General features: G+C 61.9%; 14 protein-coding genes. 6 read left to right on the top strand and 8 right to left on the bottom strand.

The genetic code is table 11. The features are described 5' to 3' along the window. Positions 1-29: 29 nt before the first annotated feature. The 3 genes from FPT15_RS28765 (at position 30) to nadE (ending at position 2,820) form a co-directional block, all read left to right on the top strand. The gene (locus FPT15_RS28765) at positions 30-677 is read left to right on the top strand and encodes a nicotinamidase (protein WP_145166104.1); all 648 of its coding nucleotides are present in this window, start codon (positions 30-32) and stop codon (positions 675-677) included. Positions 678-688: 11 nt separating this feature from the next. Further along, entirely contained in the window at positions 689-1,927 is a 1,239-nt protein-coding gene (pncB, locus tag FPT15_RS28770) for a nicotinate phosphoribosyltransferase (protein ID WP_145166105.1), read from the top strand. A gap of 77 nt (positions 1,928-2,004) precedes the next feature. Beyond that, positions 2,005-2,820: an ammonia-dependent NAD(+) synthetase gene (gene nadE, locus FPT15_RS28775; RefSeq protein ID WP_145166106.1), complete on the top strand. Its 816-nt coding sequence runs from the start codon at positions 2,005-2,007 to the stop codon at positions 2,818-2,820. Between the two features lie 19 nt (positions 2,821-2,839). Here the strand turns inward: nadE and FPT15_RS28780 are convergent, their stop codons facing one another. Then, positions 2,840-3,328: a type VI secretion system tube protein Hcp gene (locus FPT15_RS28780; protein WP_145166107.1), complete on the bottom strand. Its 489-nt coding sequence runs from the start codon at positions 3,326-3,328 to the stop codon at positions 2,840-2,842. Positions 3,329-3,504: 176 nt separating this feature from the next. Between FPT15_RS28780 and FPT15_RS28785 the strand changes: the two genes are divergently transcribed. Together FPT15_RS28785 and FPT15_RS28790 are read left to right on the top strand one after the other, a co-directional pair. Then, on the top strand, positions 3,505-3,972 hold the full coding sequence (locus tag FPT15_RS28785) for a hypothetical protein (protein WP_306099173.1): 468 nt from the start codon (positions 3,505-3,507) through the stop codon (positions 3,970-3,972). Beyond that, positions 3,969-4,454 carry a hypothetical protein gene (locus FPT15_RS28790; protein ID WP_145166108.1) on the top strand — a complete coding sequence of 162 codons (486 nt, stop codon included), beginning with the start codon at positions 3,969-3,971 and terminating at the stop codon, positions 4,452-4,454. Before FPT15_RS28785 ends, FPT15_RS28790 begins: the two co-directional genes overlap by 4 nt. A gap of 45 nt (positions 4,455-4,499) precedes the next feature. Here the strand turns inward: FPT15_RS28790 and FPT15_RS28795 are convergent, their stop codons facing one another. Genes FPT15_RS28795 through FPT15_RS28825 form a run of 7 tightly spaced genes read right to left on the bottom strand, consistent with a single transcriptional unit; the run spans position 4,500 to position 10,939 of the window. After that, entirely contained in the window at positions 4,500-5,531 is a 1,032-nt protein-coding gene (locus FPT15_RS28795) for an ABC transporter substrate-binding protein (RefSeq protein ID WP_119736011.1), read from the bottom strand. Between the two features lie 14 nt (positions 5,532-5,545). Next, positions 5,546-6,643, bottom strand: a complete 1,098-nt coding sequence (locus tag FPT15_RS28800; RefSeq protein WP_145166109.1) for an FAD-binding oxidoreductase — start codon at positions 6,641-6,643, stop codon at positions 5,546-5,548. Then, a complete protein-coding gene (locus tag FPT15_RS28805) occupies positions 6,640-7,983 on the bottom strand; it encodes an NAD(P)/FAD-dependent oxidoreductase (RefSeq protein ID WP_145166110.1) in 1,344 nt (447 codons plus the stop codon). Before FPT15_RS28805 ends, FPT15_RS28800 begins: the two co-directional genes overlap by 4 nt. Further along, on the bottom strand, positions 7,980-8,270 hold the full coding sequence (locus FPT15_RS28810) for a (2Fe-2S)-binding protein (protein WP_145166111.1): 291 nt from the start codon (positions 8,268-8,270) through the stop codon (positions 7,980-7,982). Before FPT15_RS28810 ends, FPT15_RS28805 begins: the two co-directional genes overlap by 4 nt. Beyond that, positions 8,270-9,064, bottom strand: coding sequence for an ABC transporter permease (locus FPT15_RS28815; protein WP_065932095.1), 795 nt, complete (start codon positions 9,062-9,064; stop codon positions 8,270-8,272). Before FPT15_RS28815 ends, FPT15_RS28810 begins: the two co-directional genes overlap by 1 nt. 4 nt (positions 9,065-9,068) lie before the next feature. Then, complete coding sequence (locus tag FPT15_RS28820; protein ID WP_145166112.1) at positions 9,069-9,914, bottom strand: ABC transporter permease; 846 nt, start codon at positions 9,912-9,914, stop codon at positions 9,069-9,071. Continuing rightward, a complete protein-coding gene (locus tag FPT15_RS28825) occupies positions 9,911-10,939 on the bottom strand; it encodes an ABC transporter ATP-binding protein (protein ID WP_145166113.1) in 1,029 nt (342 codons plus the stop codon). The genes FPT15_RS28820 and FPT15_RS28825 overlap by 4 nt, the downstream gene beginning before the upstream one ends. A 240-nt stretch (positions 10,940-11,179) precedes the next feature. Between FPT15_RS28825 and FPT15_RS28830 the strand changes: the two genes are divergently transcribed. Next, positions 11,180-12,010 (top strand): IclR family transcriptional regulator, encoded by an 831-nt coding sequence (locus FPT15_RS28830; RefSeq protein WP_145166114.1) that lies wholly within the window; start codon positions 11,180-11,182, stop codon positions 12,008-12,010. Positions 12,011-12,114 lie beyond the last annotated feature (104 nt).

Genomic DNA, 12,114 nt, shown 5'->3' on the forward strand with positions numbered 1-12,114 from the left:
TTTTGTTTCCAGGCCACCGGAGAATCACTATGACCCTCGTGAAAACTGCCATTGCTTCATTCGACGTCGACGCCCAGAAGAGCTTCACGCCGCTGTGCCCCAACGAATTGCCGGTGGTTGGCGGTGACCAGATCGGTGCCGAACTCAACTACATGGCCAGCCTCGCCGGCCACCGTGTCGGCAGCAAAGACGCGCACACCCCGCACGCCCCGTGGGTGGTCACGCAGCACAGTGAGATGCTGCAACCCACCGGCCTGGCCCACGCCGATGTCACCTGGGTCAGCCACTGCGTGCCGGGCACCGAGGGTTTTACGCTGCTGGACGAATTGCCCACGCCGTATGACTACGACTACTTCATCTGGAAAGGCGTCGAACCCGATCTGCACCCCTACGGTGCCTGCTACCACGACCTGCACGACAAACTGTCCACTGGCGTCATCGAGTATTTGAACGCCCAAGGCGTGCGCCGCGTGATCGTCGGTGGTCTGGCCCTGGACTACTGCGTCAAGACCACCGCGTTGCAACTGCTCAAGGCTGGCCTGGAGGTGGTCCTGCACTTGCCGGCCTGCCGAGGTATCAGCGAAGAGGGCGGCGTACAGGCGGTGAATGAGTTGCTCAAGGCCGGTGCTGTCATCAGCAGCACCCGCGAAGAACTGGCCGCGATGGCCACGCGCTAAGGAGAAACACCATGGAAAGTGCCTACGACTACGAATCCCCGGTCATCCAGGGCTTGCTCGACACCGACTACTACACCTTCACCATGATGCAGGCCGTGCTGCACCAGCACCCGAATGTCGACGTGGAATACAACTTCATCGTCCGTTCCAAAGAAAAACTCGGCCACCTGATCCCGCAATTGCGCGACGAGCTGGAGAAACTCGCCGGCCTGCAGATGCGCGAAGGCGAACTGCGCTTTCTGTTCAACCCGCGCTTTCGCGAATACCTGACCCCGGACTACGAGCGCTTCCTGGGCCTGTTCCGCTTCAACCTGCGCTACATCCACGTCAGCGAAGTCGATGGCCAACTGAACATCCGCGTGGTCGGGCCGATGCTGCACTGCATCATGTTCGAACAGCCGGTGCTGGCGTTGGTCAGTGAGCTGCGCAACCGCGACAAATACCCCGACGTGAGCCTGGAAGACGTCACCCGCAAGCTCTACCAGAAGTTCGACTGGCTGGAGAAAAACCTCAGCCGTGAAGAGCTGGCCGACCTGCGCGTCTCGGACTTTTCCACACGCCGGCGCCTGTCGTTCAAGGCCCAGCGCGAAGTGGTGGACATCATGCGCCGCGACTTCCCCGGGCAGTTCATCGGCACCAGCAACGCGCACCTGGCCTACGAATTCGACCTGCCGCTGATCGGCACCATGGCCCACCAATGGCTGATGGTGCACCAGCAACTGGGGCGCCTGCGCGAGAGCCAGAACGCCGCATTGGAAAACTGGGTGCGCGAATACCGCGGCCGCCTCGGCATCGCCTTGACCGACTGCATCAGCACCGATTTTTTCCTCAAGGATTTCGACCTGTACTTCGCCAAGCTCTACGACGGCCTGCGTCAGGACTCGGGTGATCCCATCGCCTGGGCCGACAAAGTCCTGGCGCGCTACAAGCAGCTGGGCATCGACCCGATGACCAAGGACCTGATGTTCTCCGACGGTCTGAATTTCGAAAAATGCCTGCCGATCCTGCGGCACATCCGTGGCAAGGCCAAGTTCGGTTTCGGCATGGGCACCAGCCTGGCCTGCGACGTGGAGGGTGTGGAACCGCTGAGCATCGTGATGAAGCTGGTGCGCGTACACGGCGAGCCGGTGGTGAAGTTTTCCGATGACCCGATCAAGAACGTCTGTGAAGACGCCTCGTTTTTGCAGTACGCGGCAAAAGTGTTTTCGGTGGGAGGGGGCTTGCTTCCGAAAGCGGTTGATCAGCACTGACGGTGTTGACTGACACGCCGTCTTCGCGGGCAAGCCCGCTCCCACAGGTCAATCCAAGTCATAGAGAGAGGTGTGATATGCAAACCCAGGCACGTATCGCCCAGGAACTGAACATCAACCGCGCGCTGGTCAAGGGCGGCGAACCGCAGGAGATTCAGCGGCGCATCAATTTCATCAAAAGCACCTTGCGTAGCTCCGGCTGCCAGGCGCTGGTGTTGGGCATCAGCGGCGGTGTCGATTCCCTGACGGCGGGGCGCTTGTGCCAATTGGCGGTGGAGCAGTTACGCAGCGAAGACTACGCTGCGCGCTTTATCGCCATGCGCCTGCCGTACAAAACCCAGGCCGATGAAAGCGATGCTCAGGCCTCCCTGGATTTCATCAAGCCGGACCACATCGACACCTTGAATATCGCCGCCAGCGTCGACGCCCTGATGGCCAGCCTGACCGCGACTGAAGCCAGCGCGGCGCATGTCGACTTCATCAAGGGCAACGTCAAGGCCCGCACGCGGATGATCGCGCAATACGCCGTGGCCAACCTGCACAACGGCCTGGTGGTCGGTACCGACCATGGTGCCGAAGCGTTGATGGGGTTCTTCACCAAATTCGGCGACGGCGCCTGCGACCTCGCGCCACTGTCGGGCCTGACCAAGACCCAGGTGCGTCTGCTGGCCAACGCCCTCGGCGCGCCGGGCAACCTGGTGCACAAATTACCGACCGCCGACCTCGAAGAATTGGCGCCGGGCAAGGCGGATGAGCAGGCCTACGGCTGCACTTATGAAGAAATCGACGCCTACCTGATGGGCGAGCCGGTGAGTGAGCGGGTGCGCGCGATTGTTGAAGGGGCCTACCGCAAGACAGCGCACAAACGTGCGCTGCCCGTGATCCCCGACTAAGTCGGGGATCACTCGTTATCTAGATTTTGATATTTTCGCGAATGCTCCAGCCGAACCGGACAGGTCCACCCTCCTTGCCGCCATCGGCTTTCTGCGGCTGGTAACTGACTTCAACCTTGGCAAAGTTAAGGCTGATTTCCTCTGTCAGTACATCATTGGTTGCTGCTGCGCGCGTCTCATAGGAGGCCACCATGACGTCCCTCAAGGTGATCACCAGATACTCCACATTGCTGGCGCCTCCCGCTTTGCGCACCACAATTCGGGCTCCCGGATAGTGCTTGCCGGTTGCGCAGGCCATCATCAGATTCGGCGTGGACTTATCCAGGGGCTTTTCGATAGCGATATTGCCCATATCAACCTTGTCGGCTCCGCCGCCAGTTCCGCTGTGCATCGACCCTGCTTGCGTGATCCTCCAACCCCAGCGCGATATATCGATTTCATCACGATGTGTCTGGTCGCTGGACTCGCCCTTGATATCGCCAAGCTTTAAAAACATATCCGTTGCCATGCTCGCCCCATGTCTGATCGTTCGCCGGAACTGGCGCGGGCGTACTTTTCCGATTCCTACGATTGTCCACAAGGCTCCAAGGTGACAACAGGAAGCGGCCTTCTGGAAAAAGGAAACTTTCCGACATTCTTGGCAGATACGCTCTGCGCTCTTGTGAAATCAGGAGCAAAAACGGAATGGCTTCCAGCGTATTCAAGGACGGTTTCCCCAGCGCTCACCGCACCACCCGTGAACGGGTAGAACGCAGCATGGATCTGCGTCGGCTGTTTGCCGCCATTGATGCCGACCCGGCGATTGCCGGGGCAGGGGTGGTGTATCTCGATTCACAGTTGTGGCCGGTGACGTTGCGCGAGTTTCAGCCGATTTGCAGCGTTTTGCCCAAGCGCGTGATTTTGCGCGAGATGCCAGCGTCGATGGCACGCTTGGATTATGTGCGGCGATTGGAGCATGAGCCGCGGGAGTCGCAGCTGGTATTTGAAGCGATCAATGCATCCTTGTCTTGCGGTGCTGCAGTGTTGGGCTGGCTTGTTGTACTGAGTGGCTCAGTGGGCAGTGCGATGGGGCTGATTAGAAGCTATCGAAATGGCCATGTTGGCAGCACGACGACCATTGCTGTGGGCTTATACGAAGAAGTTGCAGAATGAGTGAGTCAGTTGCCGGTTTTCTCATCCGTTACTTTCCAGTGTTCATGGGCACAATATTCATGGGCCTCTTCGCAGGCGCTATGGTCACTGTCCTGGTGGACACAACCTATTTGCGTAGCCTGGAGCCATCGCTGCAAGCTGAAGTGTCTGGTTGGAGTCTACTGTCGATGACTGCTTTTTTAGTGTTTGCCAACTTCATGATTGCGAGAGGTCGCAAATGGGCCGCTAGCGTGTTGATGGGCTATTTCGCGTTCTCCCTGATGCTGGTGCTACCAATGATTCAATACCGTCCGCATACCGTGGCGTTTTCTCTGGGGGTCGCGTTTCCGCTTTTCGAGTTGCTGCTGCTCAATACGCACCGCCATCGAGAGATGCGGCAAAAGCTTTTTGAAATCCACATCCAACGGAATGCGGCGAGAGCGATCTACGAAACATACTCAAATCAGCTCAAGGCCAATGCACGCAGGGCCAGGGCTAAGTGACGTTAGCTCCCACACAAATGCGTGGGAGCAATCCGCTATTTCAGGTTAGCGCTCAATCGAGCGACTCCACCGCGCATTCCACTCCGGCCGCGCCTGGTTCACCTGGTCCCAATCAATCGAAATCGCCGTCTGCAAGTAACCTTGCATGGCCTCCACCCGCGCGCGGGTTTTATCGGTGGTCGGCGTGGTTGGGTTGGAAGGGATCTGATCGCCTTCTTCAAGCGCCGGTGCCTGGGCTTGCGCGGTCAGCAAGAAGGCTGCGAGTTTCTGCGCCAGCTCCGGCTGGTCGTTACGCGCGATCACGCACTCGGCCACGTTCAGCACCACCGCGCCTTCCTTGGGTTGCGCGTATTCCATCGGGATGCCGAGCAATTTCTGAGTGGTGACCTGGGTTGGGGTCAAGGGGAAAATCGCAGCCTCGTCGGTTTGCACCATCTCGGAGATCTTCGCCGAGCTGGCGATGTATTCCAGCACGTTGGGGCCGATGGTTTTCGGCCAGGCCTTGAAGCCTGGTTCTACGTCTGTTTCGGAGCCGCCCTGGATACGGTTGAACATCAGGAAACCGTGCAGGCCGAAGGTGGAGGAGGCCAGAGACTGGAACACCACTTTGTCTTTGAAGCGCGGGTCGGCCAGGTCCATCCACGAGGTGGGCGCGGCCCAGCCTTTTTCCTTGAACATCTTGGCGTTATAGCCAAGGCCCGTCACGCCCAGGGTCACGGCCACGGCTTCGTCCTTGATTTTGGCCTTGGCCGGGATCTGGTCCAGGGGCGCGCTCGGTGCAAGTTTGTCGCACAGGCCCATGGAGATGGCGCGGTACATGATGCCGTCATCGAGGAACATCACGTGCATTTGCGGGTTGTCTTTGTTGGCCTGGACCTTGGCGAGGATGTCCGACGAGGTGCCGGGCACGATCACCACCTTGACGTTGTTGGCCTTTTCGAACGCGGGCAGCACCTTGTCGGCGTACACCCGTTCCATGGTGCCGCCGTTCATGCCCAGGTACAGCGTGGGCGCGGCATGCGCGGTGGAGGCGAGCAACGCGAGGGACAAGCAGGACAGCGCGATACGTGTGTGCATGGGTGTTTTTCCTCTCAGGCTTGGAAACGACGGATGGAAAACGCTTCGATGGGCTGCCGGCTGGCCCCGCTGCAGACGACCTCTGCCAGGGCTTCACCGACCGCAGGGCCGAGCTGGAACCCGGCGCCGGCAAAGCCGAAACCGTGGAGCAGGCCAGGTTGGGTGCTGCTGGGGCCGATCACCGGTTCGTGATCGGGTAAGTAACCTTCGGTGCCGCTCCAGGTACGTATCGCCTGGGCACCTTTGAGAAACGGGTACAGTTCGCCGGCGTTGCGCAAAATCTCCAACACCGCCGCCTGCCCCGGACGCGCCGTCAGCGGCCCAAGCGCAAAGCCCCGGCCGCCGCCAAGAATGCAATTGCCACGGGCGACCTGGCGCGCATAAATGCCGCCGCCTTCAACGCCGGTACTCACGTTCATCACCACCGGCAGCGGTTCGGTGACCAGCATCGCCGGGTGCGCCGACGTCATCGGCACCGGTTCGCCAAATTGCGCGGCGACGGTCCCGGCCCAGGCGCCGGCGCAGTTGAGCAGCCACGGTGCTTGCAGGTGCAGACCGTTGGCACAGTGCACCTGGAATCGCTGGCCGTCATGTTCGACGCGCATCACTTCGGCCTGCTCGTATACCTCAGCACCCTGGCGCTGCGCGGCGCGGGCAAACGCGGGCGAAACCAGGCGCGGGTTGGCGTGCCCGTCTTCAGGGCACAGCGAAGCGCCGACCGCGATATCGCCGACCCAAGGGAACCGCGCGCGCAGCTCGGCGTGATCCAACACCTGCAAACCCAATCCAAAGCCACGAGTTTGCTCGGCATAGGCCTGCAGTGCGTCGAGGTCCGCATGGCTGCGGGCCAACTTCAAATGCCCGGAGCGCACGTACTCGCCGTCGATGCTGATCAGCCCCGGCAAGTCGGCCCACAACTGGTGGGCGCGCTGCGACAGTGGCAACTGATGCAACGGCCGCCCCTGACGGCGTACGCCACCGTAGTTCACACCGCTGGAATGCGAGCCGCAAAAATCGCGCTCTACCAACGCCACGCGCTGACCTTTTTGCGCCAGCATCAAGGCCGCCGAAGCACCGACGATACCGCCGCCCAACACGATCACGTCGATCATGGCTGCACCTCTACGCCAAACGGCAGCGGCTTGATCGGCGCCTGGCCGCGCAGGCGGCCGACGTGTTCAATCCCGCGTCCACTGCGCTCGGCGACAATTTCCGCTGCTGCCAGCCCGCACATGCGGCCCTGGCAGCGGCCCATGCCGACGCGGCAATGCGCCTTGACCCGATTGATTTCCCAGTGGCCTTCATCCACCACCGCGCGCACTTCGCCGACGCTGACTTCTTCGCAGCGGCACAGCATCAATTCATCCGGCGCCTGCGCGGCCCAGTGTTCGGGGAAGGGGAATGCGGTTTCCAGGCCGTGGCGAAAGCGCTGGATGCTCGCCAGTTGCTGTTCCAGGACGGCCGTGCGGCGAGGGTCCACGGCAATGCCTGAGTCTTCCAGCACCGCCAGCGCCGCGCGCTCGCCGGCCATGTGCGCCGCGTCGGCGCCCATGATCCCGGCGCCATCGCCTGCCAGGTACACGCCGTGGACACTGCTGCGCCCGGCGCGGTCGCGCGCGGGCAACCAGGCGCGGTTCAAGCTGTTCCAGGCAAACTCGCAGCCGAGCAAATCCGCCAGCTGTGTCTCGCTGCGCAAGGCATGGGCGAAGGCCACGGCATCGCAGTCCAACGTGTGCTCGCCCCAACGAATACCGTTGACCCGTTGTTCGCCGTCGATCTGCGTGAGCGTTGCGCCCTGGTGCACGGGAATGCCATGCGCCGTGAGCCAGGCGCGGTAATACACACCCTTGGCCAGCGTCGCCGGCTGCCTGAGCAATGCAGGCAAGGCGCGGCATTGCGCGCTGAACGGCGCGCTGTCGAGCACCGCGACCACCTTGGCCCCAGCCTTGGCATATTGATAAGCCACCAGATACAGCAACGGCCCGCTGCCGCAAAACGCCACGCGCTCACCGATGGCGCAGCCCTGATACTTCAAGGCGATCTGCGCCGCCCCGAGGCTATAGACACCGGGCAAGGTCCAGCCCGGTACGGGCAGGATGCGGTCGGTGGCGCCGGTGGCGACGATGAGCTGCGCGTACTCGATGCTCTCGGCGTGGCCGCGATTCAACAGGTCCAGGCGACCGTCCTCGGCGTTCCACACCAGCGTTTCTGGCCGATAGTCGACCAAAGGCGCCAGCTCATCCATGGTGCGGTGCACGGCCTCGGCCTTGCTGGCTTCAAACCCGTAAAGCTGCTTGGCCGAGCGCTGAAAGTTGGCCGGTTGGCGCCGGTAAATCTGCCCGCCGCCGCGCAGGCTTTCATCCACCAGGCACGGCGTGACGCCATGGTCGAGCAGGGTGCGCGCCGCACTGATGCCGGCCGGGCCTGCGCCCACAATCACTGTTGGCTTCATGCCTGGCGCCCCGGGTCACGGCTGATCGCCTGGCCTTCTTCCAATAACGTCGCACAGGCGCGTACGCGGCGCCCATCTGCCAGGCGCACCCAGCAATCCTGGCAGGCGCCCATCAGGCAGAACCCGGCGCGGCGTTCGGCGCTGAAATCGCTGCCGCGCAGGTGCTCGGCACAGGTCAGCACGGCGGTCAGTAACGTGTCGCCGAGCAAGCCCGTAGCGGGTTGCCCATCCAGGGTGAAGGCCACAGCCGGGCGCTGGGTTTCGGCCAATCGTTTGAACAACGCCATCAATGTTTCCCCACCAGCACGCGGTCCAGGCCGTAGACCCGGTCGAGCAGAATCATGGTTGCTGCGGTCAGTGCAATCACCAGCGCCGACACCGCCGCCATCATCGGGTCGATGGACTCGGTGGCGTACACGTACATGCGCACCGGCAAGGTTTGCGTGGCCGGCGAGCTGACGAAGATCGACAGCGTTACTTCATCGAAACTGTTGATGAACGCCAACAACCAGCCGCCGGCCACACCGGGCAGAATCATCGGCAAGGTGATCTGGCGAAACAGCGTAAAGCGGCCGGCCCCCAGCGACTCCGCCGCCTGTTCGGCGCTGCGGTCAATGCCGATTGCCGCCGCCAGCACCAGGCGCAGCACATACGGGGTGATGATCACCACGTGGGCGAGCATCAGCCAGGTAAAGCTGCCATTTACGCCCATCAGCGCGAACAAACGCAGCATCGCCACGCCCAGCACCAGGTGCGGGATGATGATTGGCGAGAGGAACAACGCACTGAAAAAGTTGCGCCCCGGAAACTGATAACGGCTGATCGCCAAGGCCGCCGGCACCGCGATCAGCGTGGCCAAGGTGGCGGCGGTAAACGCCAGGATCAGGCTGTTGTAGAACGCCTGGATAAAGTCGGCACGCTCGAACACTGCGCGAAACCAGCGCAGGGAGAAGCCCGACGTCGGCAAGCTCAAGGTGTTTTCCGGGGTGAAGGCCACCAGGCACACCACCACCAGCGGCGCCATCATGAACAGCACCACCAGGCCGTGAAAGCCGAGGGCCAAAGGACCGTTTCTGGACATGCGCTTAAACCCCCAGGGACTTTTTGTAGCGGCTTTCGATCATGCGGTTCCAGCTCAGCATGATCAGCAGGTTGACCAACAGCAGCACCACCGCGATGGTCGCGCCCATGGGCCAGTTGAGTTCCGAGAGGTACTGGTCGTACACCACCGTGGCGACCATTTTCAGGCGGCGCCCGCCGAGCAGCCCGGGGATCGCAAACGAGCTGGCCGCCAGCCCGAACACAATCAACGTGCCGGACAGCACGCCGGGCATGACCTGCGGCAACACGATCTTGCGCATCACCGTGGCCTGGCTGGCGCCCAGTGACAACGCCGCCTGTTCTGCCGACGGGTCAAGCTTTTGCAGCGAGGTCCACACCGGAATGATCATGAACGGCAGCATCACGTGCACCAGTGCGATGATCACCGCAAACGGCGTATACAGCAGCTTTACCGGACGCCCGCCGAGGGCCTGGATCACCTGGTTGACCAGCCCGTCGGCGCCGAGCAACAGGCTCCAGCCGAAGGCGCGCACCACCACCGAAATCAGCAGCGGCGTGAGGATCAGGATCAGGAAGATTGAGCGCCACGGCGTGCCCATGCGGCTCAGAATGTAAGCCTCGGGCACGCCGATCACCACGCACAGCAAGGTCACCAGCGCGCTGATCCAGAAGGTGCGCCAGAAGATTTCATAGAAGTACGCATCACTGAACAGCGACAGGTAATGCGCCAAGGTCCACTCATCCGCCTTCACGCCCACCTGGTAGTCGAACACGTTGAACGACAGCACAAGCGTCATCACCAGCGGCAGAATCAACAGCCCGGTGAACAGCGCCAGGGCCGGCAACGACAGCAGATAACCGCGACTCATGCGTGCACCTCATCTGCCGCCAACACGCGCAGCAAGCCGGCGTGCCAGTCCAGGCCGACGGCCGCGCCGCAACCGAGCGGCGCGCTGCCGTCGTTGCTGCGCACCACGGTAATGTCGCCCAGCGAGGTATGGACGCGGTACAGCCACTGGCTGCCGAAGAAGTAGCTGTCGAGCACCTTGCCTTGCACGCGCCCGCTGCCTGCGGCCACCAGGGTGATTTTTTCCGGGCGCAGGCTCAGGGTCAGCTCGCCGTCGCCGCTGGCGTGGCGTACTTGTGGGGTACCAAGTTCGTCGTAGTCGCCCGGCAGCAGGTTGGCCTTGCCGACGAAGTCCGAGATGAAGCGCGTGCGTGGGTGTTCGTACAGCGTGTACGGTGCGTCGATCTGCGTGACGCGTCCGGCCTGCATCACCACCACGCGGTCGCTGATCGACAGTGCTTCGGCCTGGTCGTGGGTGACCATCAAAGTGGTGATGCCCACCGCGCACTGGATGCGGCGGATTTCAAACTGCATCTCTTCGCGCAGGTTGGCGTCGAGGTTGGACAACGGTTCATCGAGCAGCAGCACCGGCGGCTCGATCACCAGCGCGCGGGCCAGCGCTACACGCTGGCGCTGGCCGCCGGAGAGTTCACGCGGGTAGCGCTCGGCGTGCGGCGCCAGGCGCACCAGTTCCAGCACGGTTTTAACCTGGCTGGCGATTTCGGCGGCCGGCACTTTGCGCATCTTCAGGCCGAAGGCGACGTTGTCGCGCACGGTCATGTGCGGGAACAGCGCGTAGCTCTGGAACACCACGCCCAGGCCACGGCTGGCGGGTTTGGCGTGGGTGATGTCGCGGCCGTCAAGCAGGATCTGCCCGCCGCTCACATCAACGAAGCCGGCGATCATTTGCAGGGTGGTGGTTTTGCCGCAGCCCGAGGGACCGAGCAGGGAAACGAACTCGCCTTTTTCTACCGCAAGGTCAGTGGCGACCACCGCATCGACGGCGCCGTAGCGTTTGCTCAAGGCGTTGAGTTGGAGAAAAGCCATGTCTGCGTTCCACCTTTTGAGTCGCGTCGAAACGCGCTTTTTTGTTTTGGGCAGATGCGAAAAGAGTTCTGCGGGTGCGGTGGCGCTCGATCTCGAGTCGGCTGCCGTTTGTTGTTCATTTCGCCCCTGTGGACGCAGATTAGGACGAAGACTAGGATGGGCGGAAGATGGAATTTCACTCAACGAACTATTATTTTCCAATTTATTCATTCAGCAGAATTTACGCCGAGATTATGTGATATGGATTCCACTGAGCGGAATGGCAGCGACAAAGAAGTGGGTTCTGGCAGCGTGTCGCGGGTGTTCGCGCTGTTGCGTGCATTGGGCGAGGTGCCCGAAGGCGGCGAACGCGTGACGCAACTGGCGCAGCAGGTCGGGCTGTCGCAGCCCACCACCCACCGCCTGTTGCGCAGCTTGATGGACGAGGGGATGGTCGAGCAGGACGCGCGCAGCAAGCGCTATCGCCTGAGCCTGGAGTTCTTCGCGCTGGCGGCGAACGCGGGCAAGACCGGCAACCTGCGCGACCTGGTGCGGCCGAGCATGTTGCGCTTGAGTGCGTCGTTGGGTGATTCGTTGTTTTTGCTGGCACGCAGTGGTTTTGATGCGATCTGCCTGGACCGCAGCGAGGGGCCGTACCCGATCCGCACCTTTACCGGGGATATTGGCGGGCGTGTGGCGTTGGGTGTGGGGCAGGGCAGTTTGGCGATTCTGGCGTTCTTGCCGGAGGAGGAGCGTGAGACGGTGATTCGCTACAACTTGCCTCGGCTCAAGGATTTTCACCTGTATGACGAGGTGCTGCTGCGTTCGGAAGTGGAGAATGTGCGCAGCCTGGGGTATGCCGCGCGCAACACCGGAGTGCTGGAAGGCATGGCGGGGTTGGCGGTGCCGATTTTGAATCGGGAAGGGGTTGCGGTGGCGGCGTTGAGTGTGGCGACCATCAGTGATCGATTGGGGCCGAGCCGGTTGCCGATGGTGGTGGAGTTGCTCAAGCGTGAGGCGGCGGCGATCGGGCCGAGGATCAATCCGTTTGATCCGACGTTGCGTCGGCCTTCGCAGGCTTTTGGTGGGTAGCTTTGTGTGGCTGCCGATGGAAAGTCATTTGGGTGGTTTTTGGTAGATATGAGTACATATCCGTTGCTGCGGTAACGGCCACTTAGGGTTCCGCTCTTACAGCG

The organism is Pseudomonas sp. RGB (genome assembly GCF_007713445.1).
In the GTDB taxonomy this organism is placed as follows: Bacteria; Pseudomonadota; Gammaproteobacteria; order Pseudomonadales; family Pseudomonadaceae; genus Aquipseudomonas.